This window comes from Peribacillus sp. NPDC056705 (genome assembly GCF_043656335.1).
The window spans coordinates 140,367-165,440 of sequence record NZ_JBHTYI010000009.1 but is presented as its reverse complement, the minus strand read 5'-3'; the positions used below and the strand labels follow the sequence as shown (position 1 = coordinate 165,440).

General features: G+C 41.0%; 23 protein-coding genes. 13 read left to right on the top strand and 10 right to left on the bottom strand.

Annotated elements, in window-relative coordinates:
• The first annotated feature begins 25 nt into the window (after positions 1 to 25).
• From lplA to ACFRAK_RS14205, 6 genes are all read left to right on the top strand, one after another.
• Positions 26 to 1,015 (top strand): lipoate--protein ligase, encoded by a 990-nt coding sequence (lplA, locus tag ACFRAK_RS14230; RefSeq protein ID WP_394571901.1) that lies wholly within the window; start codon positions 26 to 28, stop codon positions 1,013 to 1,015.
• A gap of 179 nt (positions 1,016 to 1,194) precedes the next feature.
• Positions 1,195 to 2,739 (top strand): fatty acid--CoA ligase family protein, encoded by a 1,545-nt coding sequence (locus ACFRAK_RS14225; protein ID WP_394571900.1) that lies wholly within the window; start codon positions 1,195 to 1,197, stop codon positions 2,737 to 2,739.
• 175 nt (positions 2,740 to 2,914) lie between these two features.
• Positions 2,915 to 3,442, top strand: coding sequence for an HD domain-containing protein (locus ACFRAK_RS14220; protein ID WP_034314654.1), 528 nt, complete (start codon positions 2,915 to 2,917; stop codon positions 3,440 to 3,442).
• A 178-nt stretch (positions 3,443 to 3,620) separates the two neighbouring features.
• On the top strand, positions 3,621 to 4,289 hold the full coding sequence (locus ACFRAK_RS14215; RefSeq protein ID WP_394571899.1) for a LuxR C-terminal-related transcriptional regulator: 669 nt from the start codon (positions 3,621 to 3,623) through the stop codon (positions 4,287 to 4,289).
• A gap of 384 nt (positions 4,290 to 4,673) precedes the next feature.
• Positions 4,674 to 5,939, top strand: a complete 1,266-nt coding sequence (locus ACFRAK_RS14210) for a M48 family metallopeptidase (protein ID WP_387596389.1) — start codon at positions 4,674 to 4,676, stop codon at positions 5,937 to 5,939.
• Between the two features lie 149 nt (positions 5,940 to 6,088).
• On the top strand, positions 6,089 to 6,898 hold the full coding sequence (locus ACFRAK_RS14205; protein WP_260284579.1) for a YitT family protein: 810 nt from the start codon (positions 6,089 to 6,091) through the stop codon (positions 6,896 to 6,898).
• Positions 6,899 to 6,969: 71 nt separating this feature from the next.
• Here the strand turns inward: ACFRAK_RS14205 and ACFRAK_RS14200 are convergent, their stop codons facing one another.
• Positions 6,970 to 7,206 carry an IDEAL domain-containing protein gene (locus ACFRAK_RS14200; protein WP_349729014.1) on the bottom strand — a complete coding sequence of 79 codons (237 nt, stop codon included), beginning with the start codon at positions 7,204 to 7,206 and terminating at the stop codon, positions 6,970 to 6,972.
• 319 nt (positions 7,207 to 7,525) lie between these two features.
• Here ACFRAK_RS14200 and ACFRAK_RS14195 point away from each other — a divergent pair, with 319 nt between their 5' ends.
• On the top strand, positions 7,526 to 8,089 hold the full coding sequence (locus ACFRAK_RS14195; protein ID WP_260284580.1) for a competence protein ComK: 564 nt from the start codon (positions 7,526 to 7,528) through the stop codon (positions 8,087 to 8,089).
• 87 nt (positions 8,090 to 8,176) lie between these two features.
• Here ACFRAK_RS14195 and ACFRAK_RS14190 read toward each other — a convergent pair whose 3' ends face one another.
• The 3 genes from ACFRAK_RS14190 to ACFRAK_RS14180 all read right to left on the bottom strand — a co-directional run bounded on the left by ACFRAK_RS14190 (position 8,177) and on the right by ACFRAK_RS14180 (position 10,971).
• Positions 8,177 to 8,395 (bottom strand): DUF3006 domain-containing protein, encoded by a 219-nt coding sequence (locus ACFRAK_RS14190; protein WP_387596385.1) that lies wholly within the window; start codon positions 8,393 to 8,395, stop codon positions 8,177 to 8,179.
• Positions 8,396 to 9,235 (bottom strand): ComEC/Rec2 family competence protein, encoded by an 840-nt coding sequence (locus ACFRAK_RS14185; protein ID WP_387596382.1) that lies wholly within the window; start codon positions 9,233 to 9,235, stop codon positions 8,396 to 8,398.
• Between the two features lie 1,364 nt (positions 9,236 to 10,599).
• A complete protein-coding gene (locus tag ACFRAK_RS14180) occupies positions 10,600 to 10,971 on the bottom strand; it encodes a YhjD family protein (protein WP_192203659.1) in 372 nt (123 codons plus the stop codon).
• A gap of 284 nt (positions 10,972 to 11,255) precedes the next feature.
• On the opposite strand from ACFRAK_RS14180, the gene ACFRAK_RS14175 reads away from it, so the two are divergent.
• The 5 genes from ACFRAK_RS14175 (at position 11,256) to trpB (ending at position 21,175) form a co-directional block, all read left to right on the top strand.
• Positions 11,256 to 11,870: a TVP38/TMEM64 family protein gene (locus ACFRAK_RS14175; protein ID WP_387596379.1), complete on the top strand. Its 615-nt coding sequence runs from the start codon at positions 11,256 to 11,258 to the stop codon at positions 11,868 to 11,870.
• A gap of 33 nt (positions 11,871 to 11,903) precedes the next feature.
• Positions 11,904 to 12,467, top strand: a complete 564-nt coding sequence (gene lepB, locus ACFRAK_RS14170; RefSeq protein ID WP_394571898.1) for a signal peptidase I — start codon at positions 11,904 to 11,906, stop codon at positions 12,465 to 12,467.
• Positions 12,468 to 12,657: 190 nt separating this feature from the next.
• On the top strand, positions 12,658 to 16,155 hold the full coding sequence (addB, locus tag ACFRAK_RS14165; RefSeq protein WP_394571897.1) for a helicase-exonuclease AddAB subunit AddB: 3,498 nt from the start codon (positions 12,658 to 12,660) through the stop codon (positions 16,153 to 16,155).
• Positions 16,148 to 19,882, top strand: coding sequence for a helicase-exonuclease AddAB subunit AddA (gene addA, locus ACFRAK_RS14160; protein ID WP_394571896.1), 3,735 nt, complete (start codon positions 16,148 to 16,150; stop codon positions 19,880 to 19,882). Before addB ends, addA begins: the two co-directional genes overlap by 8 nt.
• 129 nt (positions 19,883 to 20,011) lie before the next feature.
• Positions 20,012 to 21,175 (top strand): tryptophan synthase subunit beta, encoded by a 1,164-nt coding sequence (gene trpB, locus ACFRAK_RS14155; protein WP_387597154.1) that lies wholly within the window; start codon positions 20,012 to 20,014, stop codon positions 21,173 to 21,175.
• 45 nt (positions 21,176 to 21,220) lie between these two features.
• Here trpB and ACFRAK_RS14150 read toward each other — a convergent pair whose 3' ends face one another.
• From ACFRAK_RS14150 to ACFRAK_RS14125, 6 genes are all read right to left on the bottom strand, one after another.
• Positions 21,221 to 21,439, bottom strand: coding sequence for a spore germination protein (locus tag ACFRAK_RS14150; RefSeq protein ID WP_387596368.1), 219 nt, complete (start codon positions 21,437 to 21,439; stop codon positions 21,221 to 21,223).
• Between the two features lie 21 nt (positions 21,440 to 21,460).
• Positions 21,461 to 21,856 (bottom strand): spore germination protein GerPE, encoded by a 396-nt coding sequence (locus tag ACFRAK_RS14145; protein WP_387596365.1) that lies wholly within the window; start codon positions 21,854 to 21,856, stop codon positions 21,461 to 21,463.
• A 17-nt stretch (positions 21,857 to 21,873) separates the two neighbouring features.
• Positions 21,874 to 22,053 (bottom strand): spore gernimation protein GerPD, encoded by a 180-nt coding sequence (locus ACFRAK_RS14140; protein WP_260283961.1) that lies wholly within the window; start codon positions 22,051 to 22,053, stop codon positions 21,874 to 21,876.
• A complete protein-coding gene (gerPC, locus tag ACFRAK_RS14135) occupies positions 22,043 to 22,654 on the bottom strand; it encodes a spore germination protein GerPC (RefSeq protein WP_387596362.1) in 612 nt (203 codons plus the stop codon). Before gerPC ends, ACFRAK_RS14140 begins: the two co-directional genes overlap by 11 nt.
• Positions 22,655 to 22,730: 76 nt before the next feature.
• Positions 22,731 to 22,943, bottom strand: a complete 213-nt coding sequence (locus tag ACFRAK_RS14130) for a spore germination protein GerPB (RefSeq protein ID WP_387596359.1) — start codon at positions 22,941 to 22,943, stop codon at positions 22,731 to 22,733.
• A 22-nt stretch (positions 22,944 to 22,965) separates the two neighbouring features.
• The gene (locus ACFRAK_RS14125; protein WP_387596356.1) at positions 22,966 to 23,187 is read right to left on the bottom strand and encodes a spore germination protein; all 222 of its coding nucleotides are present in this window, start codon (positions 23,185 to 23,187) and stop codon (positions 22,966 to 22,968) included.
• Between the two features lie 224 nt (positions 23,188 to 23,411).
• Here ACFRAK_RS14125 and ACFRAK_RS14120 point away from each other — a divergent pair, with 224 nt between their 5' ends.
• Positions 23,412 to 25,004, top strand: a complete 1,593-nt coding sequence (locus tag ACFRAK_RS14120) for a long-chain-fatty-acid--CoA ligase (protein ID WP_387596353.1) — start codon at positions 23,412 to 23,414, stop codon at positions 25,002 to 25,004.
• Positions 25,005 to 25,074 lie beyond the last annotated feature (70 nt).

The following is a 25,074-nucleotide window of genomic DNA, read 5'->3' as shown; positions in this document are numbered from 1 at the left end:
ATGAAGTCTACAAGGAGGAACAACTGTGCTTTTTATTGATAATAAGGGAATTACCGATCCAAGAATTAACCTCGCCATCGAAGAATATGCGCTTAAACATTTAAATATAGATGAAACCTATCTTCTATTTTACATTAATCGTCCTTCAATCATCATAGGAAGAAATCAAAATACGATTGAAGAAATCAATGCCGATTATGTAGATGGAAATGGGATTACAGTTGTTCGCCGCCTTTCCGGGGGTGGAGCGGTTTATCATGACATGGGGAATCTCAATTTCAGTTTCATTACGCGGGATGATGGGGATAGTTTCCATAATTTTAAAAAATTCACCCAACCTGTAGTGGAAACGCTTGAAAAACTTGGAATACATGCTGAATTGAGCGGTCGTAACGATATTCTGGCTGAAGGAAAGAAAATCTCGGGAAATGCGATGTTTTCAACGAAGGGCAGAATGTTCAGTCATGGGACATTGCTGTTTCAATCAGAAATGGATCACATTGTATCCGCTTTAAAAGTGAAAAAAGATAAAATCGAGTCCAAAGGGATAAAATCAATAAGAAGCCGTGTCGGTAATATCGCTGATTTCTTAAAAGAACCGATGTCTGTTGAAGAGTTCCGTACATTCCTCCTGCAAAATATTTTCAAAGATAGCGGAAAGGTTACAGAGTACGTTTTAACGGAGAAGGATTGGGAGAAAATTCACAAAATCTCTGAAGAAAGGTATCAAAACTGGGAATGGAATTACGGAAAATCGCCTAAATTCAACTTGCAAAACTCACATAGATTCCCTGTGGGGTCTGTTGATATCCGCCTTGAAGTGAACAGGGGAATCATTGAAAATTGTAAAATCTATGGCGATTTCTTCGGGGTCGGAGAGGTTGCGGATATTGAACAAAAGCTTACTGGAACACGTTATGAAAAGGAAGCTATCAGCAGGGTACTAGATGAGACCGATGTTCGTCATTATTTTGGCAATGTAACGAAAGAAGAAATATTGGCACTAATATATTAAGCCACAAAAGCCGTCCCGACTTAATAGGACGGCTTTTGTGCCTAATAATGACAGTAATTGCTTGAATATGGATAAAATTGTTGCTGTAATAGCTTTCTTTTAATATAATAAAAATGTATTTAGTTCACCAAAAAAATGAATGACCATTCATTCATGGTATTTGCAGGGGAGGGAGAAAGTTGAATTTATCTGAACAGCTTCATCAAATGGCTATAAAAAAGGCGAATAAGCCAGCATATTACTTTATGGATCAATCCACTTCATATGGGGAATTGGATAAAGCCGTTACGAAGTTCGCAGACGAATTACATAGGCTTGGTGTTTCAAAAGGTGATAACATTGCGCTGTTATTGGGGAACTCTCCACATTTCATCATTTCGTTGTATGGGGCTATGCGAGCAGGGGCAACCGTCATTCCCGTCAATCCAATTTACACACCTGACGAGATTGGTTATATCCTGAATAATGGCGATGTAAAGGTTGTTGTGGCATTAGATAAGCTTTTGCCCTTACTAGAGAAAATGAACCCGATCCTCTCAAGCGTAGAACAATATGTTATTTGTGAAACGCAGCAGGATAATGGGGATATTAGCGAATTTAATATCTATCCGAAAATGAAATCGTTTACAAAAATGATCGAATCGGGGGATGACGGTTTTAAAGGGCCAGAACTGGATCCTGAAGATACGGCAATCATACTCTATACTTCCGGAACAACAGGGAAACCAAAGGGGGCCATGCTCACACATACCAATATATTTTCCAATGCGCATGATATTGGTGAATATTTAAAAATCTCGGAAAGTGACCGCGTCATTACGACATTGCCAATGTTCCATGTTTTCAGTTTAACGGTAGTTGTGAATGCCCCATTGATAAGCGGAGGTACGCTTTTAATTGTCCCGCAATTCAGTCCAAAGGAAATATTCAGGCAAATCAAAGAATATGGTGCGACCGTTTTTGCTGGAGTGCCTACGATGTATAACTTTCTTTTCCAATACCCGGATGCAAAAGAAGATGCTTTGAAGTCGTTGCGGATATGCATATCGGGCGGATCCGCCATGCCAGTGTCCCTTCTTGAATCATTCGAGCGAAAATTTAATGTCAGGGTTTCAGAAGGATATGGCTTATCAGAAGCTTCCCCTGTTACCTGCTTCAATCCTTTGGATCGTCCAAGGAAGTCGGGATCCATCGGAACCTCCATCCTTAGGGTGGAAAACAAAGTGGTCAATGAGCTTGGAGAAGAAGTGCCGATCAATGAGGTAGGAGAATTGGTTGTCAGAGGTCCGAATGTAATGAAGGGTTATTATAAAATGCCTGAAGAATCAGCTGCTGTCTTGAAAAATGGCTGGTTATATACAGGCGATTTAGCCAGGATGGATGATGAAGGCTATTTTTTCATTGTAGATCGTAAAAAGGAGCTTATCATCGTCGGTGGCTATAATGTCTATCCACGTGAAGTGGAGGAGGTTCTGTATGCCCATCCTGAAGTAGTTGAGGCAGCAGCCATAGGCGTTCCCGATCCCAATCAAGGGGAAGTGGTTAAATGCATTGTAGTAAAGAAAAACAATGCATTGACGGAAGAAGAACTGCTCGCCTATTGCTTGAAACACTTGGCCAAATATAAGGTACCGGCAAAAATCGAGTTTTTGGATGAACTTCCTAAAAATGCGACTGGTAAAATATTACGCCGATCCTTGAAAAACCATGTACTGCAAAACTGAATATTCATTGACCATCAGGGATCATTGCCTATAACCGGCATGGTCCTTATTTTGTACAAGCAAAGTGTAGCGGGCTGCATAAAATATATTGGAGAATCTTAAAACCTTGATTCTTGTTTCGAAAAGAGTTATGATTGTCATTAAAAATTTCCACATAATTGTAAGGAGGGGTTAGATGAGAGATGTAAAGCTTTTGGATATTTTTACACATCCCATTGCTCAAAAATACTTGAACCGTTCAGGCCTGGCACATGCAATTGCAGTAGCATACCATGCGTTTCACTTGGCAAACGAATATAATGTCGACCCTGATATTGCTGCTAAAGCTGGACTTTTGCATGATATGGGGCATTTCACCTGGTATCGCAATGGTAAATGGGATTATGATTTGTATAAACAAAATGATATTCACCCCATCAAAGGTGCAGAACGAGCACATAAACTGTTAATCCGCTTGGGAGAAAACCCGATAAAGGCAAAGACCATTTCCCTCGCCATTTTATTTCACACCGATTCGTTCTTACCTTCAAATGATATTATTCGTACACCGCTTCAGCAAGTCGTCAAATGGGCCGACGAAAAAGATGAAGAAGAAGGTGGAAAACACCATTATCGCAAAATTGATTTTCCCCGGGCAAAGGAGAGCATCATGAAACTTGATACGCTCATAGATGAGGAACAAAGAAAAAGGCTATCATCCTGAAGGTAAACGGATGATAGCCTTTTTACTGTCAGGAGGTACACTTTTTAAGCATTTTACAGTTTAAATTTGTTATCAGGTGAATTAATGATGTAAAGTATAGACCAATAGAACTATTCGCGGCGGCAATTTTAAAAAGTTATCGGATTAATAACAAATAATGAAAGTTATAGGTGATGTTATGAAGTCGATTAAGCTATTGATATATGGTGGTCAGGGAGGAATTGAGGAATTCATCGAAAAAGAAGAAGACATTAAGGCCATAGGGGTGACTGGAAATGAAATGGACGTTCTTGATTTTAATCACACATCATCAGTCATGCCAGATGTCATTCTTATTGATGCCCGGTCATCAGGGAAGTATGGACAGGAAGTCATGCCAATCTTAAAGGTAAAATATCCATCCACTCCTTTCATCATTTTTACTGCCCATTCAGAAGGTCATTATCTTATCGAAGCGATATGCCATGGTGCAGCAGGTTATGTGTTACAGGATGGCGGAATGAAACAGGTGCTGTCGGCAATCCGTCAATGTGCCAACGGTCAGATAGTTTATCCTGCTTCATTTAAAACAAATTTAATGAAGAAGCTGCAGCAGGATGCTGAAAGGTCAACAGTAACTTTGGATAAGGCAATCGAAAAATTGGGGGGCTTTTCTAAACGTGAGTATGAACTGCTTATCCTGCTGACCCAAGGTGAAACAAATCAGCAAATCTCAAAAAAGCTTTTTCTATCCGTCGGCACGGTAAAAAACTATATAAGCCGCATTTACAGAAAACTGAATGTTAATAATCGACCGGAGCTTATGGCACTTTTGTATAGTCTTCAAAAAAACGGGATAAAGGGGTGACTAATCCTACTCATGCCCGCCGTTCCGTAGTCGGCTTCTGACGAATTCACATTCCAAAAAATTTGATGAAACGAATTACATCAAATCAATTAGGTGGCGGCAAAGGGATTAATTCGCCGTTGCCTTAAACCTCCCGGCCCTCCGGTTTTTATAAAATATCCCTGCATATTCATCATTTCACCTCCTCGTATGCCCATACTATCCCGGAAGTGCATTTTTGCCTGAAGGAGTATTCTGTTAAATCATAAGGTTGATAATAGAAAATAAAACTAAACAAAATGATGGAGAGTGAAAGGAATAAATAATATAGAAGGGAAATGGGGTTCTAACCTGTCCATTTTGGATTAAACTATTAAGAGGGAGATTCGTTTAAGGAGGGGCAACATGGTTAGAAAATGGGCTGGAAGAGCGATTCTGTTATATATCCTTTATGCAGCGGCAATGTATTGGTATATTTTTTATGGAGCTGATACCTCGATTCCCGAAGCTTTGCGTGGAACTGCAGCAGATCCTGCAACATTCCTTAATGCAAGGGAACTAAAGCTTAGCGAAGAGTATTCAGGACTGCGGAATTTTATTTTTTTCGTATCCACGCCATATGAATGGCTGCTGTATTTCTTCATTTTATTATTCGGATTTTCAAAAGCATTTGAAAAGTCTTCAATAGCAGTCTCGAGGTGGAAAGCGGTCAGAACGGGCATCTACTTATTCTGGCTTTCCGTTATTTCTTACCTGGCACTGTTTCCGATCAGTTTCATTGGATATCGGATGAGCAGGAGTTACCATATAAGTACACAAAGTTTCACCTCGTGGATGAAGGATGGAGTCATCGAATTCTGGGTGAATTTCGGGATGATGTTCATCATCGTGTCCGTTTTGTATTGGTTAATGAAGAAAAGTGTGAAGAAGTGGTGGCTCTATGCTTGGATGTTGTCCATTCCATTTACCTTGTTCCTGATGTTTGTACAGCCTGTATTGATTGATCCGCTATATAATGAATTCTATCCGCTTAAAAATAAAGAGCTGGAAACGGAGATATTGGCACTTGCCTCACAGGCTGAAATTCCTGCTGAACACGTGTATGAAGTAAATATGGCGGAAAAGACAAATGCCTTGAATGCATACGTGACAGGCATAGGTTCCAACTCAAGGATAGTCCTTTGGGATACGACCCTGATTAAACTGAAGGAAGATGAAATCCTTTTTATCATGGCACATGAAATGGCTCATTATGTGGAAAAGCATATTTATATAGGGATTGCAGGTTATTTAGGACTGACTTTAATCGGTTTGTGGCTGACATCGAAAATCATGAATTTTATCATTAGACGCTGGGGCCACCTGTTAAAGGTTCGTTCTATTGACAGCATTTCTTCTCTTCCTTTATTTCTCTTAATAACGTCTGTGCTGCTCTTTGCTTCGAGTCCGCTGTCCAATTATGTTTCAAGATATCAAGAAACAAGGGCTGATCGTTATGCAATAGAAATGACCGGGGATAAAGAATCAGCAATCACGACGTTTCAGGAACTCACGAGGTCGGGCTTGAGTCAAGTCAACCCACCATTCCTGGTTAAATGGCTGCGGTATTCCCATCCAACCATGCTCGAGAGGATTTCAACGGTTGAAAATACAGATACAAAGGGTGATTGAAAGCCAGCTGAAAACCAGCTGGCTTTTTTCTTCTATATCGGAAAAATGTAAGTTTGTAAGTTGTTTTCAGAAAAAACTATTATTTTTAAAAATCTAAGGTTCTCTACTATAATAAATTAAATTCCCAGTTCGTTTTAAGGAGATCGGATATGTATAATGTACTTTTGATCACTATGGGCTCAGTGCTTGTTGCAGTAGCCTATAACTTATTTTTGATACCTCATTTAATTTTAAGCAGCGGACTTAGTGGACTTGCGATTATGTTCGGAATCATCACCCCGGTCAACACAGGGATATTGAATTTTCTGTTGAACCTGCCATTGCTCATTCTTGGATACTTGAAATTAGGGAGACGTTTTATCACCTATACGATATTATCAGTTGTCGTGATATCCGTCAGTTTATACTTCATTCCAGTTCACGGAATATCCACTGATCCGATTTTGTCTTCTTTATTTGGCGGAATCATATCGGGATTTGGTATAGGCATCATCTTTCGCGCTTCAGGTTCTTCAGGCGGTTTTGATATCATTGCCATGCTATTGGCAAAGAAGAGCGACTTTCCACTTGGTACATTGCTTTCAGTGATGAACGCAGTTGTGGTGGTTATCTCAGGCTTCATCTTTGGTTGGGATGCCGCCTTATATACGCTGATTTCCATTTATGCAGCAGGAAAGGTGATCGATACGATCCATTCCAATCACATTAAATTAACTTTGATGATCGTTACCAAAAAGAGTGACGAAATGAAAACCAAGCTCCTGACCAACCTTTATCGTGGGATTACAGTCATGGATGGTGAAGGTGCATATTCAGGAGAAAAGAGTAAAGTAATGATGACAGTCATAACACGTTATCAGTTAACCGATGTAAAAACGATGATAAAAGAAGTGGATCCGAATGCTTTTGTCAATATAACCGAAACAGCCGAGGTCATGGGGATGTTTCATAAAGAGTGATGATAATTAGAAAAGCCTCCCGACATTATGGGAGGCTTTTTTGATCATTAGGCTTTTTTTATTCATGCATTTTAATTGCCAAACTGTTTTAGTAAAACGTTCATTTCAGAACTTAGTTTTAAGAATAAAGGTTTGTTTTTCATATCCAAGGCTTCATCGATCTTTTTTGCAAGGATATTCTTTTTGGTAGTAAGGACGGCTTCCTGAATAATCATATCAATTAACATTTCCTGAACCACGGCATCGTTTTTCATTTCGCTCATTGATAAGGACTTCACTGACTCTGAATAAGATTTTTCATTTTTCAAAGTTACCACCCCTGACCCTTTTTATTATTATATGGATTTGAGTGGATAAAATCAACTGAAAATTTTAAAAATTTAAACATTATTAGAAAATGTGTCGTTTAGATGACGAAAAAGCCACTATATAAAAGAATTCTTAATTTTTTGTGAACTTCCTTTTTATGTTTAAGGGTTGTGCTATTATAGTGAGGAATTTAACATACATTTGCTATCCCCCTTCACTCTTCTTGGATAATGGGGAATGGAAGGGTACAAGCAATCAAGGGTATAAGCTTCGAAAAAGTAAAAGCGGTGTTTAGCAATGAGGAAGAGGTGGATTAAAATGAAGGAAAATAATCAGGGAATTATTGAGGAATTTGAAATTACGCCACATACACTAATGGTTTCACCAATCAATTACGGCAGTAAAATATATTCCCGTATCGTTGAAATGGAGGACGAGTTCATCTCCCCGTTTAAGCCCATGGAAATAATAAAGAAAAGCTGTGAGTTCTTCGGATCAAGCTATGAAGGACGCAAGAAAGGCACGAAACAGCTCATAAACATCACACATAAAGCACCGATCGCGATTGATCCGACCAGTTCGATTTTCTTCTTTCCGACTACATCTCCGTTGCGTCCTCAATGCATCTGGCTATCACATGAGCATGTGGCAACCTATGATCGCCTGGATTCCAAACATACAACCATCACATTCAGGAATAGACAAACCATCGATATAGCAGTATCATGCAGTTCTTTCGAAAACCAGCTGCACCGGACATCTTTTTTAAAAACGAAATTGATCCAGAGAATTGAGGAGACAAAGAGGAAATCCTTCTATCTGTTTTCCGATCCAAATGGGGCAAAGCCTTCAGAGGTTATGTCAAAGTATGTACCGCGTTAGAGGGTTTCAGGGATAACCATAAAAGAATGTAAATGGGATTCATTCAAAATTAAAGCAAGCCCTTCTTATTAAAGAAGGGCCCCGGAATTAATCCTCAAATAATTCATCCATTAAATCGTCAATCTCTTTTCTTAACTGCTTAGTGCCTTCTTTGGAAATGGTGATCGTATTACCATTGATAATCAGCATATCTCCTACTTTTGCTCCTTTGGGAAGGGCGCTTTTAGGAAAATCCTTTATGTCGCCGCCTTCGATTTCAACGACAGCGATCTTTCCCTCGAAGCGATCGATAATTCCTTGTATCATTTATTTCACCGTCTTTACAGTAATTTTCTGACCTGTAGAAGTAAAAATAATGTTACCTGATTTATCTGTGCGATAAGTTTTGGCTTTCACTGAATTCAACCGTTTTACAACAGTAGAAGTAGGGTGCCCATATCCATTTTTCCCTACACTGATTACAGCGTATTTCGGTTTTGCTTTGTTAATGAAAGCTGAACTTGTTGATGTTTTTGCACCATGATGGCCGACTTTGAGTACATCCACACTTGGTACCAGTTTTTTAGCCAGCATGTCTGACTCTGCTTTTACTTCAGCATCACCTGTAAACAAGAACGTTTTTTTGCCGTGTTTAAGTAAAAGGACTGCACTCCAATTATTTAAGTCAGACTTAGCATATTCTTTAACTGGTGCAATGAATTTAAGGGAATTATCCTTAGCTTTAGTGTTGATTTCCACGCCAGTCTGCGCCTTTTTTATTGTAAGCTTCTTCTGCTTAACAGCCGTTAAAAAGTCTTTGTATGCTTGTGTAGTATGAGAAACTTTAGGGGCATACACAGATTTAACATTAAGCGATTTAATCACATAAGCCAGACCGCCCACATGATCCGCATCTGGGTGAGTGGATACTAATGCATTAAGTGTTTTTACCTTTTGTTTTTTTAGGTAGGCTACAACTTCGTCGCCCTTTCCTTTACCGCCGCCATCGATTAAAACGTTTTCGTTACCTGTTTGGATAAGGATTGAATCCCCTTGTCCTACGTTGATGAAATGTACCTTCACATTTGAGGCTGCCTCGGTTGTTTTAAGTCCAGTGAATAAAGACAAAACAAGAACAGCGACCAGTAGAATATTTATTTTCTTCATTTTTTCCCCTCCAAATAATAATTTACCATGTTTAACCGAAAAAATGGGGATTTGGGCATGATTTTCTTGGTGATAAAAAAAGGGAGATGGGCGTCTGAATCATGGTTAGGTGAAATGGAACTAGGTATTTATGTCTAAGTGATAAAGCTATTAATTTACAGGTGAAAATCAATGGAAAATCTATTACTCCCAGAATTTTATAAGAAGAATGTTGAAAGTAATATAGAAAGTTAGGATTACCAACAAAATATTTTATTACAGAGAATGTTGATGAGTTTGTCTACTGCTTTTTTGGTTTGTACAATTTAAATGTTGATTTCCACTCCAGGAACTCGCTTTCAGCGAGCGGCCCCGGGAGCCTCCTCGGCGCTCTTTGCGCCTGAGGGGTCTCCCTTGGACACGCTTTTCTAAGCAGGAGTATCGCAGCTTTCGTTCCAATCAACTTTGTTTTAAAATTTAGATACAAATCCTTTTGGCTACAAATTAAACCATGCAAATAAAACATTGCATGGTTTTTATGAGAAATAAGGGATTGGGGAAATTTTTTTACGATTAAACAATGGGGGTATAAGTTTGTTGATGATTATTTCTTAATACAAAATATATAGACACCCACAATGCAACAACAATTTTGTTCAATGTTTCACAAACTATTCGCGAAAGGTTCTTATTTTTTTCTGAAAGTTCTTTTTTGATTTATACGTTTTATATCAAGAGATCGTTACTAGTAGATATAGGTATGGATATGCAATTAACAATCTTTTGCAAAAAAAACGTTATACGGACTCTAAAATGATAGTGTTGGCGAATGGTTATAATAGGCGTATAGGTGATTAAAATGACTAATTATGAACAGACGAGCCCGACCGGCCTATTATTCGTTAAGGAATGTGTCCTTAGAAATCGTTCAGTGCAAATCGTGAGTGATGTGATACACGGCAGGTAATGACATTGGTTACTTTAGCATTGATTTTTTTTTCCAAGCACCTCTTTCAATATAACTGTTTTCCTAACTTTCTCATCAATATGGGGAGTGCCCTTGGTTTGATGAGGGTGGAAACACCACTCCTACCTTTGCCAAGGAACATGTAGATAACTTTGATTTAAAGGTTCTCAAAACTAAAAGGTTAAGGATATATGCACTTTGATTACATAGGTTATGCCTTGATAGAAAAATGATATTTCATGGCGCTAATGTTTGTACTAGCCAATTATATTTTGATTATGGAATATTCATACAGGTGAATGTTACTTACAACGAAGGGCATCTGTATCCTTCCCGAAATGCTCCAAACACCCATATTTCACAAACATACCCATATTTCACAAACATACAAACATATAGTGGCGATGCCTGTAACCCGCTAATTCCTTGAACGGTGTTTTTTTTCGAAAAAGTAAGAACATAACAACTCTTCGGTTTTGTTGCGCAGGCGAGGATTGAAATAATTATGATGTTCCTCGTATCCTTTATATAAAAAACAATACATCGTGAAGGATTCATCGCGTTTGATTTCACTAACTTTAATATTCTCCTTGCGCAAATATCGCCTTACCTCGGCAAGTTCGTCTTGAACCACTTTTAAAATATGTTCGACTAGCTCCGAATAGGGCCTTTTTAATTTAAATGGACTAATTTCGATGACCTTGAGATCCCGGTTTAAGACTGTTATAACCATAGGGAGGTAGATGGCTTTTTCAATCATATTACGGTCATCTTCTGGAATGCGGGTCATCATGACCGCTCCTTTCTAATAGCACGGCTTTTAATATTAGTATGTATACCATGCAGGAAAAAGAACATTTGTTCTGTTTTTTATCCTAATGTATTTTCAGTGTATATGCAAGCTGATAAATCTAGAAATATTCGTTAACAAGATTATGTTTTCCGGAGTTAGGGAAAGTATGAAGGTATATGGGTAATAATTCTTGCAATTTCAGGGGAAAGTGATATATCTAAAATAAACAGTTTTTAATAAGTTTATGCTGCTTTGATAGCAGCATGTCGAGGGAGATAATTATGGATTTGGATACTATACGCGAGTGGTTTACACTTGATCATATATCTGCACTTATTCAGCAATATCGCTCATTCGGTCCAATTCCTGGGATCTTACTGCCGATGTTGGAAGCTTTTTTGCCCTTTTTGCCTTTAGTGGTGTTCGTGCTAGCTAACGCAACGGCTTTTGGGCTCTGGTGGGGCTTTTTATTTTCTTGGATTGGGGCGGTAGCGGGCTCTTATTTGATCTTTTGGATTATTAGAAGATATGGTCAAATGAGATTTTTCCGAGTTTTGCAAAAGCATAAACAGGTGCAGAGGTTGATGGTTTGGGTGGAAAGCCATGGATTCGGACCTTTGTTCATATTGCTCTGCTTCCCTTTTACACCTTCGGCCATCGTTAATATCGTGGCAGGACTTTCAAAAGTCAGTCCCTTGCAATATGGACTTGCAGTAGTGGGAGGGAAAGCGGTGATGATCTTTACGATCAGCTTCGTAGGTTACGATCTAGTATCCTTAATTCATAAACCTGTGCGTACGATCATTATCGGGATCGTCATCTTTATCCTATGGTATGTGGGGAAAAGACTTGAAGTCCGGTTAAATAAAAGCATGAAGAGGGAAGAGGGACAATAAATTAGTATATAAATGCAGTAGGGGTTGAACTAGATGGAAAAAACAAACAAGAATTCTTTATCCGATTGGATAAAACCAGCGATGATAGCTTTTGTTATTTACATCTTGATCCGTACATTTCTCTTTTCAAGCTATGATGTTGAAGGGAAGTCGATGCAGCCGACCCTAGAAGATGGAAATAAACTTGTCGTGAATAAAATCAATTACCATATTCATGATATCAACCGTTTTGACATTATTGTTTTTCATGCGAACTCACAAGAAGATTATGTTAAGCGAGTTATAGGCGTTGCAGGTGACCAAATTCGTTATAAAGATGATTGGCTTTACGTAAATGGTGAGAAAGTCGATGAGCCTTATCTTCAGAAATTCAAGGAAGGTTTCCCGGGACAGGATTTTACGGGTGATTTTACATTAAAAGAATTGACGGATGTGACCAAAGTTCCCGAGGGCAAGCTTTTTGTCATGGGTGATAATCGTCTTGAAAGTGCTGACAGCCGTCACTTTGGTTATATACCGGTTGAAAATGTTGTCGGTAAAGTGGATGTTCGATATTGGCCGGTCAAAGAATTCAATTATAGATTTACAGGTGAATGATCGTAGAAGCCCAAAAATTATGTGGGCTTTTTCTTTTGGGGAAAAACACGAACGTACGATTGGTGTTTTTTCAGGGGAAACGTTAAAATAATAGAAAGTAATTCTAATTGGAAACAGAAACCTAGTCATGGTTACTAAAGTATTTCTGGTATGATGGATCTAGATATTATGTTGTAAGGGGGAAAAAGAGATGTCACTCCGTTTTTTACTGGGAAGATCGGGTGCAGGGAAAACTTCGAATATATTGGGCGAAATTCGCTCCAAATTGGCAGAAGATCCCGAAGGAAATCCAATTATCTACCTCGTTCCTGATCAGATGACGTTTCTATCTGAATATAAATTAATTAAAACACCAGGCCTTGCCGGAATGATCCGGACACAGGTTTTTAGTTTTAGCAGGCTTGCTTGGCGCGTTCTTCAGGAGACCGGGGGGATGAGCCGGCTGCATTTGGACAGCGTTGGCGTTAATATGTTGATACGGAAGATCATGGATGATAAAAAGGAAGAATTAAAGATGTTTCGTCGTTCTGCTGATAAGCAGGGGTTCATTGCGCAGATGGAGCTAATGCTGGCTGAGTTCAAGCAGTATTGCATCCAACCTGATGACATTCAAAACTATTTGGCCGAAACCTCACAGGCCGGCAGCGGCATTCAGGATAAACTGCATGATCTTGAATTGGTCTATCAGGCTTTTGAGGATGAAATGGTTAACAAATATTTGGATTCCGAGGACTACTTCACTTTACTGATCGAGAAAATGGCTGATTCTTCCTATATAAAGGAAGCGGATATATATATCGATGGTTTTTATAGTTTGACTCCACAGGAATTATTGATTGTGGAAGAAATGATCAAGCTGTGCAGGAGTGTAACGATCTCGCTGACGTTAGATCAGCCCTATAGACAATATGCTCCGGATGATTTGCAGTTGTTCAGGCAAACGGGAAATCTATATCATCACCTTTATCAGGCTGGATTGAGGAATGGCATACCGATTTCAGAAGATCGGATCTTAAAAGGGACGGAAAGATTTGGAAAGAGCCCGGGACTGAATCATCTGGAAACTTATTTTGCCATTAGACCTGCCAAAGCGTTTGAGCAGTCGCCTGATGTAACGATCGCCCAGGCAGTTAACCGCAGAGCCGAGATTGAAGGAGTTGCCAGGGACATCTTGTCGCTGGTCAGACAGAAACAGCACCGTTTCAGTGATATTGCGATTTTAGTCCGGAATGGAGAAGCGTACGCAGATATTTTACAAACTGTTTTTCGGGATTATCAAATTCCCTTGTTCGTCGATTCCAAACGGACGATGCTGAATCATCCTCTAATCGAACTGATTCGTTCCACTTTGGAGATCATCAATGGCTATTGGCGTTATGAGCCGGTATTTCGTGCGATCAAGACGGAGCTTCTATTTCCGCTGCAAAATAACCATGATAGAATGCGCGAACAGGTAGATAAGCTGGAAAACTATGTGCTGGCCCGTGGCATTAAAGGAAGCAGGTGGACGTCCAAAGATCGTTGGACCTACCGGCGCTTCCGCGGACTGGAACTAGAGGACCGAAATCAAACGGATAAGGAAATGCAGCTTGAGCAAGAGTTGAATGAGCTGAAGCAATTATTTACCGAGCCTATCTTGAAGCTCTCAAAACGTGTTAAAAAGGCTGTTAATGGCAGGGAATTGTGTGAAGCCCTTTATCTATACCTGGAAGAATTGCATGTACCGGAAAAATTGGAAAAGCTGAAACAAGAGGCAGAAGAAGCAGGTGATCTGGTATCGGCAAGAGAGCATGAGCAAACATGGAATGCAGTTGTCGACCTATTGGACCAATTCGTTGAACTGCTGAGCGGGGAAGAGCTTTCCCTGAAACAGTTTGCAGTTATCATTGAAGCTGGTCTGGAGTCTCTTGAATTTTCTTTGGTACCTCCGGCAATTGACCAAGTATTGGTTGCCAATCTAGATTTATCCCGCCTGGATGATGTGAAGACAGCTTTTGTTATCGGCCTGAACGAAGGGGTTCTGCCAGGAAAAGCTGTATCTGATGGGATATTTTCAGATAGTGATCGTGAGGTGCTGCTGGCTGGTGGACTTGATGTTGCCCCAAGTTCAAAAGTGCGCCTGCTTGATGAGGAGTTTACAGCGTACAAAGCATTTACTACGCCTGCCGAGACCCTTTGTTTATCATATCCGCTTGCCGATGAGGAAGGGAAGGCACTTTTACCCTCATCCTATTTGAAACGGGTAAGGGACGTATTGCCCAACGTGTCCGATGTGTATTATATGAACGATCCGTCCGATCTTCCTGCTGAGGAACAGGTGAAATATGCTGCAAATCATGATGTGGCCCTATCGTACCTGGCTGCCCAATTGCAGCTGAAAAAAAGGAACTATCCAATCCATTCACTGTGGTGGGATGTATATAATGCCATTATGGATGATGAAACGGCCGGTCCCTCAGCAACTAAGGTTTTATCGAGCCTTTTTTATCAAAATAGAACAAAGAAATTATCTGGAGAAACAAGTAAGCAATTATACGGTGAGAGCATTCTTACAAGTGTATCCCGGATGGAAATGTTCAATAGCTGCCCGTTTTCCCATTATGCCGCTCATGGCTTGAAATTGAGGGAACGGCAAATTTTCCGATTGGATGCTCCGGATATAGGCGAGATGTTCCATGGCGCGTTGAAAATGATTTCCGATTATTTAAAGGAAAATGATATTCCTTGGTCTGCATTGACCCCGGAACAATGCTTGGAGCTTGCCAGAATTGCTGTGGAGAGACTTGCTCCTAAACTCCAAAATCAGATTTTGTTAAGTACGAACCGCCATCACTATCTACGCAGGAAACTGGAACATGTGATTGGACGTGCCTCTATCGTATTAAGTGAACATGCAAAGGTGAGCGGTTTTGCCCCAGTCGGATTAGAACTTGGATTCGGAAAAAATGGCGAGCTTCCCCCACTTTCATTCACGTTGAAAAACGGTACGAAGATGGAATTGATCGGGCGGATCGACCGCGTGGATAAAGCGGAAGAAGATGAGGGTGTCTATTTGCGTGTGCTCGATTATAAGTCGAGTGAAAAGGAACTGAACATGAGTGAAGTGTATTATGGACTCGCACTGCAAATGTTGACATACCTAGATATCGTCGTCACCCATTCCAAGTCGCTAATAGGAAAAGAAGCGGTTCCAGCCGGCGTTTTGTATTTTCATGTGCATAATCCCGTTGTCAAATCAAAGGGAATGCTCAGTTTGGATAAAATTGAAGAAGAAATTTATAAAAGTTTTAAAATGAATGGACTTGTACTAGATCATTCAAATGTCATTCAGATGATGGATACCACGCTTGATATTGAAAATTCGGGTAAGTCGGATATCATTCCAGCTGGATTTAAAAAGGACGGATCCCTCCTTGCGGCTTCCAAAGTTGCCAGCAGGGAAGAGTTTTCGCTTCTGAATCATCATGTGCGCCGTATTTATCAGGAAGCTGGTGATCGAATGGTCGATGGTGATGTGGATATAACGCCATATAAATTAAAGGAAAAAACACCGTGTACCTTCTGTTCCTTTAAATCTGTTTGCCAATTCGACCAGTCACTGGAGGAAAACCAATTCAGGAATTTGGCACAGAAGAAACAAAATGACGTTCTTGAGCTATTAAGGGGGGAGGGAGAGAACGATGAGTAAAACGAAAATTCCTGCTCTGCCAGGAGATGTGACTTGGACGGAAGATCAATGGAAGGCGATATGGGCTAAAGATCAGGACATTCTGGTTGCGGCCGCTGCAGGTTCGGGGAAAACAGCGGTGCTGGTCAATCGGATTATTCAAAAAGTCATTTCCGAAGAAGATCCAATCGATGTTGATGAACTGCTCGTCGTTACATTCACCAATGCCTCGGCTGCCGAAATGCGCCATCGGATAAGTGAGGCATTGGAAAAAGCGATCAATGATAATCCGCATTCACAGCATTTGCGTAAGCAGTTGAGCTTGATTAATCGTGCTTCGATTTCCACACTTCATTCCTTTTGTTTAGAGGTGATCAGGAAGTATTATTATCTGACGGATATCGACCCGGGCTTCCGGATTGCAGATTCTACTGAGATACAGCTGCTCCGTGATGAAGTGATGGAAGAGCTTTTCGAGGAGCAGTATGGCCAAAGTGATAATGAAGAGTTCTTTAATTTGGTTGATGCCTTCACAAGCGATCGAAACGATGATGCGCTTCAGAATATCGTTCGGTCGCTGCATGATTTTTCGCAATCGAATCCAGATCCGGCCCGATGGCTCGATGGTGCTGCTAGCATGTATGAGTTGGCAGATGATGATGGGATTGACGATCTTTCGTTTATCGATTCATTGAAGTTCGATATTGGCTTGCAATTGGACACTGCCAGGGACTTAGTGGAACGCTCGCTTAAGTTGACAAAAATCCCTGGAGGTCCGGCACCAAGGGCTGAGAACTATATAGCTGATCTTGCCCTGGTTGCTAAACTTTCGGAAGTGAAGGACCAATCCTGGAACGCTCTTTATGAAGAAATCCAAAATGTGAAATTTGGTACGGCAAAACGCCTTACTGGTGGAGATTTCATCAAAGAAGTTACGGATGAGGCTACCAAGTATCGTGATAAGGCGAAGAAGATCATCAAATCGTTACAGGAAGAGTTATTTTCCCGTAAACCCGAAAGCTATCTGCGGGATATAAGGGAGCTCAAGGGCTATGTCGATACACTTGTAATGCTTGTTAAACAGTTTGACGAGCGATTTTTTGCTGCAAAAGCAGAAAAGAACTTGGTGGATTTCGCCGATTTGGAACATTATTGTCTTCAAATTTTGACAGGGGAAACTGTGGATGGTGAACGAAAACCTTCAGCCGCAGCCGTAGAATACAGGAACCAGTTCAAAGAGGTACTCGTAGATGAGTATCAGGATACGAACCTTGTCCAGGAATCCATCTTAAAGCTGGTGACGGCTGATGGCGAATATAATGGGAATCTTTTCATGGTAGGCGATGTCAAGCAGTCCATTTACCGGTTCAGGCTTGCGGAACCGAATCTCTTCCTTGGAAAATACACACGTTTTACCCATGATGGTGTCGATTCCGGACTGAAAATTGATTTAAACCGCAATTTCCGGAGCCGTAAGGAAGTTCTCGATGGGACCAATTTTCTGTTTCAACAATTGATGGGCATTACAGTCGGTGAGATTGATTATGATGAAGATGCCCAATTGAAAAAAGGTGCTCCATATCCCGAAGACGATCCAAATCCGATTGAACTTCATTTAATCGATGGAACAGCCGATCCGGAAGCTCATTCGGAAACGGAAGGATCGGATGGCGGGTTTGAAGCCGAGGAGCTTGAAAAAGCGCAACTTGAAGCAAGGCAGATGGCCAAGCTCATCAAAAAGGCTATAAGCGAAAAGCATCGGATATATGATACGAAAACTCAAAAGTACCGATCTGCCACTTATCGAGACATGGTCATTCTTCTTCGTTCGATGCCATGGGCACCGCAAATCATGGAGGAATTTAAAAAGCAGGGCATTCCGGTATATGCCAATTTATCGACAGGGTATTTTGAAGCGACCGAAGTGGCCATCATGATTTCCTTATTGAAGGTGATAGATAACCCGCAACAGGATATCCCATTGGCTTCCGTTCTCCGTTCACCTATCGTTGGGCTGGATGAAGAAGAGTTGTCACAGGTGCGTTTATTCCATAAAGGAAGCTATTACGAAGCGCTAGCTGATTTTTACAGGAAGAGTGACCCTGAAGAACATCCGGGGCTTTATGAAAAAGCCTCTGCTTTTTATAAAAAACTCGTGAAGTGGAGGAAGCTTGCCAGGCAGGAAGCATTATCGGATTTGATCTGGCTCCTATACCGCGAAACGCAGTTTTATGATTTTGCAGGTGGGATGCCGGGTGGCAAACAGCGTCAGGCTAATTTAAGAGCGCTGTATGACAGGGCAAGGCAATATGAAGCAAGTTCTTTCCGCGGTCTGTTCCGTTTCTTGCGTTTTATAGAAAGGATGCAAGAACGTGGAGATGATTTAGGCGCAGCTCGGGCTTTAGGGGAACAGGAAGATGTGGTACGGCTGATGACGATTCACTCCTCAAAGGGGCTTGAGTTCCCGATCGTGTTCATCGCGGGCCTTTCCAAGCAATTCAATATGATGGATTTACGTAAGTCCTATTTACTGGATAAGGATTATGGCTTTGCGGCAAAGTATGTGAATTCAGAATTAAGGATCACTTATCCATCCCTTCCTCAAATGGCTTTCAAGAAAAAAAAGCAGCTTGAATTAATTGCCGAGGAAATGCGTGTCCTCTACGTGGCGCTTACAAGGGCTAAGGAAAAGCTTTATTTGATTGCCAGTATCAATGATGCTGAAAAAACGCAGCAGAACTGGAAAAGCAATGCGGCACATGGAGAGTGGCTATTGAAGGACTATGTACGGGCAGGTGCAAAAAGTTATCTTGATTGGATTGGTCCATCCCTTGTCCGGCATCGGGATTCTCTTGGTGGTGCTGGTCAAGGCTTGGAAATGGAGTCGCATCCATCGAATTGGTCCATTTCCGTCATTCCAAGTGAAGAGCTTGCTGTTCTGGATGAGGAAGAGGCGCTGGTTCAAGAGCAAATGCTTGATCATGTCCAGAAATCGGAGAAGGTCGGTATCACTTCCGAGTTTTATGATGATATCAAGGAACAGCTGGAGTGGGAGTACCCCGGACATGATGCGACGGTGTATCGTTCCAAGCAATCCGTTTCAGAACTAAAAAGGCAATATGAACTCAAGGACGAGCAAAGCTCCACAGAGTTGTTGCGTAAATTTAAACGGCCTATCACGAAGCGGCCGACTTTCATGCAAGAAAAGTCACTGACTCCTGCTGAAAGGGGTACGATTACACATTTAGTCATGCAGCATATCGATCTATCTAAAGAGATTACCATTCATTCGATTCAGGAACTGATCGTTGATTTGATTCAACGTGAGTTGTTGACGGAGGAACAGAAAGAAGCTGTGGACCCTGAGAAGATCGTCGATTTCTTTGACACTGAAATCGGGCAAAGAATGCAGAGGGCCGGGAACATTCGCCGTGAAGTGCCATTTACGATGTCGTTGCCTGCAAAGGAAGCTTACAGCGATTGGGCAGCTGGAGATGAAGAGATCCTTATTCAAGGTGTGATTGATTGTATCTTTGAGGATGAACTAGGTCTTGTGCTCCTCGATTATAAAACGGATACCATTACCGGCCGTTTTGCTAGCGGGTATGAAGGGGCTAAAGAGATTCTTGCCGATAGATACCGGATGCAGCTTCAGCTTTATACGCGGGCTGTTGAAGGGATAATGAATAAGAAGGTAACTGGCCGTTACTTGTTTTTCTTTGATGGCTCGCATATATTGGAAGTATAAGAGAGAAGGAGTGTCCCATTGATGTGGGACGCTTCTTTTTGGTTTAATAAACAGAATAGTTTGAAAAGACATAAGTGCTTACTATATACTAGTGGGGAAAAATACCTTTTTAAAGGAGTAGAGATGAGTATGACGAGTGAGATCAAGAGCAAGGGATACTTTGGTGAGTTCGGTGGAAGCTTCGTACCGGGTGAGCTTCAGGAAGTTATGGATACTTTGGAAACGGAATTCCTGAAATATAAGGATGACCCGGAATTCATTGAAGAGTTTCAATATTATCTGAAAGAATATGTCGGACGTGAAAACCCGTTAACACTTGCAAAGAATTTAACGAAAAAGGTTGGCGGGGCAAAAATATATTTGAAGCGTGAGGATCTGAATCATACAGGTGCTCACAAAATTAATAATGCGATTGGACAAATCCTGCTCGCTAAACGGATGGGTGCTAAACGAATCATTGCAGAAACGGGCGCTGGGCAGCATGGTGTGGCTACAGCTACTGCATGTGCGATGTTTGGCATGGAGTGTGTGATCTATATGGGTAAGCTGGATACGGAGAGGCAGGCATTGAATGTTTTTCGGATGGAATTGTTGGGGGCAAAGGTCGTAGCGGTCGAAAAGGGACAGGGACGATTGAAGGATGCCGTTGATGAGGCATTGAATGATTTGGTGCAAAACTATGAGAATACTTTTTACTTGCTTGGTTCAGCAGTGGGCCCGCATCCATATCCAACGATCGTTAAGCATTTTCAATCAATCATAAGTGAAGAATCAAAGCGCCAGATCCTTGAAAAGGAAGGAAAGCTGCCAACTGCCATCATTGCTTGTGCAGGAGGGGGAAGTAATGCAATTGGTGCTTTTGCTCATTATATCGATGAAGAAAATGTCCGTTTAATTGGTGTAGAGCCAAGTGAAGCACCAAGTATTTCGCAAGGTGTCCCGGCAGTATTGCACGGATTCAAAAGTTTGACGTTAGTGGACGAACAAGGGGAACCAAAACCGACATTTTCCATAGCAGCCGGATTGGATTACCCAAGCGTAGGACCCGAGCACAGTTTTTTGAAAGATAGCGGACGGGCGGAGTATGTAACGGTTAAAGGGGAAGAAGCTCTTGAGGCTTTTCAGGTAGTATCCAAAGCAGAGGGAATCATTCCAGCTCTCGAAAGTTCACATGCTCTAGCCCACGCCATGAAGCTCGCAAAAGAGTTAACAAGAGATGATATACTGATCGTCAATTTATCAGGCAGGGGAGACAAAGATGTCGAGCAAGTATTTAACATGTTAGAAAAATAGGCCGAATTTAAAAGCCTCCCTGGAAAGGGGAGGCTTTTTCTTAGACTAATTATTCCCTGCAATGGGCTGGTCGACCCCATTGACATCAAGGACATTACTACCATTCAGGCCATTGGCCGTAAAAACGATGGCAGCTGTGTTAGATGAACCAGATCCGGTGACAGTTTTGCTCGAAGATTTTGGCGAAATAACGGCTGCATCCCCGAATAGCAGGTTTCCTTCCGCGATATTGAATATTTGGACTGGACCGACAATAGCTGGCATATGAATTCCTCCTTTTAAAATTTAAGCGGTGGTGGTTGAATCCCCAATTGTTGTCTTTTCGGTCTTATTAGAAATCTCCCGAATGTGTTTCACTCTGGATTCCATACGTATATGACCGACATTCCCCACACCGACAACAGATGAGGTTGATATCCCGATTATATTGATATTGCCGACCCGTATGAAGGGATTCGGATTTGAAAAACTTGATATGACTGGTTCATTCAATCTAGGGATATAAATTGGTTTTTTAAAAATGTCATAGTCTTCGAAGTAAACATCCACTGAATCGAAAGTTTCGCTTTTCTTCTGGTCTGCCAAGGCAAATGATTTTCCGTCAATATAAGAACAGTCTCCAATCTGCAAGGTGGAGCTAAAAAGAACTGTCTGGGTAGATATAGACTTTACTTTGGACATTCTTGAAAACATCTCTTTTATCCTTTTGGAGCAAATGGGACGACTGGTCCGATGATAAGGGATTCCGGAGGTGTATCGAATGCGGAAGATAGTTGGACCGTTTGCACATCCCCTATTAGAAATAAAGCAGAGCTTGCTACACCGATAACTTTAATTTCACCTACGCAAAGCTGGTGATTGATTACATTAAACTCCATTTGGATTTCCTCCTGTCTCGGCTTGTGAATGGGTAATGAATTGAAATAATGCGTTTTGAATATCGGATTTTACCTTTTCCCTGATTTTTTCCTTGATATTATCCCTTTGCTCCGGGGCACGTTCCGCATAATTAAGATTATCGAAATACATATTGATTCGTTGATGAAGCTGGCGTTCGACGTCCTGCTTAATGAAGTCATGATAAGAGGGTTCCAATGATACTTTTACCTGGGTTTCCACATCGTGGATCATATTTTCCAAGTCTGAAAGTATATCGTTGTGAATTTCTTGGACAACGATTTCTCTGCCTGGAAATAGGTTCGGTGCAGGTGGAACGGGTTGGTTGTTGACGGCAAATTCATCAATGTTGTTTAGATCATTGGGATTTAAACCGATATTCAACGTTCCATCTAAAGATTCGACTTTTAACTGATCGAATTTATATTCAATTTTATCTACATGGATTGGCGGTTTATTTTTCAGCTCGGCAAGTTCATCTGTCAGGCGTTTGAGTTCGTGTTCAAGTTTCATGATCCGTTTATCCTGGGCTTCAAGAAAACACTGCATTTGTATGGAGTACGAATATAGATCCTGATTCACGATTCAACACCTCACCTTCAAAAAAAGTTAATTTTATATAAGACAGTATATGAAAAAGTTGAAGGTAGGTGAATGCCTATGAATTAGGACGATTAAATGGGACGAAACTGGTTACTGGGGTTACATCAGCTGCAACTCCGGGAGCAGGCTCAGTGAATCCACCGGTATTGGCTAATGTGGAATATGGTTTAATCACCCCGGCACTTCCTATTTGAAAAACGGATGAATTGGCGATGCTTTGAATTTTTATCATATTGATTTGTATGGTCTGGTGAATATTGAAGATCATGCTGACTCCTTTCTTAAAAACATTAGAGATTTAAGACCAGTGGCTGATCAATACCATCTGTATCATTTGTATTTGTGGTGCTATAGGCATTATATAGTGATATGGATTCACCTGTATTAAACGAGCCAGCACCCGAAAAAGTTTTCGCAACGGAATATGGACTAATTTTAAAGACGTCACCAATATGGACAATTCCACTGTTACTGGCATTGATGACTTGAACGATTCCTACGATGGCCGGCAAGAAAATCACCCTTTTTTTATTCTGGTTTTTCCCTTGAATCTCAGGCCATGAGCCTATCACTGAAGGGAGTTTCAATGTATTGTATGTTGACTCATGATTGATGTGATTCATCTGCCTACAAATATGTTGTTATATAACAATGGTGAATGTTATTGAAATCCCGATAACAGATATGGTAATATAACACTAATTCAGAATATTCAAATAAAATTAGAGGTGAGGAAATGAATGTACCATTAGTTTTATCGCATTTCTTGGATCGAGCAGCCTTACTATATGGCGATAAGAAAGCCATCATTGGAGATGACAAGGTTTTAACATACTTAGAGCTGAACGGCCGTGTAAACCAGCTTTCGAATGGTTTAAGGGACCTTGGAGTCAAAAAGGGTGATAAGGTGGCATATTTGGCACCTAACTCAATTGAAATGCTTGAAGGCTTTTATGGGGTCTTTCAGCTTGGGGCAGTAATCGTTCCATTGAATATCCGTTTGAAGCCTGCCGATTATGTATTCATTTTGAACCATAGCGATTCAAAGGTCCTTTTCGTAGATCAAGAATTGTATCATCTAATTTCCCCTGTCAAGGATGAACTTGAATCGGTGGAGCACATAATCGTTCATTATAAAAATGAAGAGATAAATGAAACCGATTACAACTATTGGCTGGAACGTTATGATAACAAGTGCTTCAACCGGGAGTCCGTGGATGAAAATGATGTTTCGAGCCTCCTTTATACTAGCGGGACCACAGGAAATCCCAAAGGGGTGATGCTGACTCATCGCAATAACTATTTACATGCCCTGGGTGCGATGCATCACTTCAGGGTCAATGACCGCGATACATATTTGCATGTACTTCCGATGTTCCATGTGAATGGGTGGGGTGCCCCATTTTATTATACGGCAAATGGTGCCACTCAAGTTTGTTTGAGGAAAACCAGCCCCGAAATGATATTTGAGGCATTGCAAAAACATAAGGTTTCCATAATGCATATGGCACCAACTGTTCTGAATTCCCTGTTTCAATATTATGAACGGAATGTTCCGAATCTCGAGCAGGATATCCGAATCGTCGTTGCGGGTTCCGCACCGCCACCTGCATTCGTTACAAGGGTGGAAAAAGAGTTAGGCTGGGAATTCATTCAAATTTACGGAATGACTGAATCAACACCGGTTAGTCTGATATCGCTGATTCGTTCTGAATTCGATGATCTTTCGGAAAAAGAAAAATACAGAATGAAGGCGAAAGCCGGTTATCCCATCATAGGCAGTGAGGTAAAGGTCATTCATGACAATGGTGAGGAAGTGGCCCATGATGGCGTGGATATCGGGGAGCTCATCGTCCGCAGTCATGGAGTGATGTTAGGTTATTGGAAAAATGAAGAAGCGACAAGACAGACACTGATAAATGGATGGCTGCATACAGGGGATATGGCCACAATCGATGAAAATGGCAATGTTGATATCGTTGACCGCAAAAAGGATATCATCATTAGTGGCGGAGAAAATATCTCTTCCATAGAAGTGGAAGGAATACTCTACGAACATCCTGACATTCTTGAGGCGGCAGTCATTGCCGTTCCGCATGAAAAGTGGGGAGAGACGCCGCATGCTTTCATTGTGCCAAAAACGGGCGTGAAATTAACGGAGGATGATATAAGGGCCTTTACACGAGAAAAACTAGCTCATTTCAAATCAGTTACCAGTGTGTCGTTCGTCGATGAACTCCCAAAAACGGCATCAGGGAAAATACAAAAAATCCATCTCCGTAATGATTACTGGGAATCTAAGGGGAAAATTGGCAGATTCGTTAATTGAAGCTCGCTAACGCTGTTCAGAAATGATCAGCGTTTTTTCTGTTCCCCTTTAAATTTCGGTTTCATTGTTG

Excerpts from the sequence above, each read along its gene's own strand:
- ACFRAK_RS14145 (WP_387596365.1), bottom strand. The coding sequence starts at position 21,856 with ATGTCCAAAGTAAAGTCTATATCTACCCAGACAGTTCTTTTTAGCTCC.
- ACFRAK_RS14220 (WP_034314654.1), top strand. The coding sequence starts at position 2,915 with ATGAGAGATGTAAAGCTTTTGGATATTTTTACACATCCCATTGCTCAA.
- addA (WP_394571896.1), top strand. The coding sequence starts at position 16,148 with ATGAGTAAAACGAAAATTCCTGCTCTGCCAGGAGATGTGACTTGGACG.
- ACFRAK_RS14195 (WP_260284580.1), top strand. The coding sequence starts at position 7,526 with ATGAAGGAAAATAATCAGGGAATTATTGAGGAATTTGAAATTACGCCA.
- addB (WP_394571897.1), top strand. The coding sequence starts at position 12,658 with ATGTCACTCCGTTTTTTACTGGGAAGATCGGGTGCAGGGAAAACTTCG.
- ACFRAK_RS14175 (WP_387596379.1), top strand. The coding sequence starts at position 11,256 with ATGGATTTGGATACTATACGCGAGTGGTTTACACTTGATCATATATCT.
- ACFRAK_RS14150 (WP_387596368.1), bottom strand. The coding sequence starts at position 21,439 with ATGCCAGCTATTGTCGGTCCAGTCCAAATATTCAATATCGCGGAAGGA.
- ACFRAK_RS14180 (WP_192203659.1), bottom strand. The coding sequence starts at position 10,971 with ATGACCCGCATTCCAGAAGATGACCGTAATATGATTGAAAAAGCCATC.
- ACFRAK_RS14185 (WP_387596382.1), bottom strand. The coding sequence starts at position 9,235 with ATGAAGAAAATAAATATTCTACTGGTCGCTGTTCTTGTTTTGTCTTTA.
- ACFRAK_RS14215 (WP_394571899.1), top strand. The coding sequence starts at position 3,621 with ATGAAGTCGATTAAGCTATTGATATATGGTGGTCAGGGAGGAATTGAG.
- ACFRAK_RS14190 (WP_387596385.1), bottom strand. The coding sequence starts at position 8,395 with ATGATACAAGGAATTATCGATCGCTTCGAGGGAAAGATCGCTGTCGTT.
- ACFRAK_RS14130 (WP_387596359.1), bottom strand. The coding sequence starts at position 22,943 with ATGATCTTCAATATTCACCAGACCATACAAATCAATATGATAAAAATT.
- lepB (WP_394571898.1), top strand. The coding sequence starts at position 11,904 with ATGGAAAAAACAAACAAGAATTCTTTATCCGATTGGATAAAACCAGCG.
- ACFRAK_RS14210 (WP_387596389.1), top strand. The coding sequence starts at position 4,674 with ATGGTTAGAAAATGGGCTGGAAGAGCGATTCTGTTATATATCCTTTAT.
- trpB (WP_387597154.1), top strand. The coding sequence starts at position 20,012 with ATGACGAGTGAGATCAAGAGCAAGGGATACTTTGGTGAGTTCGGTGGA.
- ACFRAK_RS14205 (WP_260284579.1), top strand. The coding sequence starts at position 6,089 with ATGTATAATGTACTTTTGATCACTATGGGCTCAGTGCTTGTTGCAGTA.
- ACFRAK_RS14140 (WP_260283961.1), bottom strand. The coding sequence starts at position 22,053 with ATGGAGTTTAATGTAATCAATCACCAGCTTTGCGTAGGTGAAATTAAA.
- ACFRAK_RS14120 (WP_387596353.1), top strand. The coding sequence starts at position 23,412 with ATGAATGTACCATTAGTTTTATCGCATTTCTTGGATCGAGCAGCCTTA.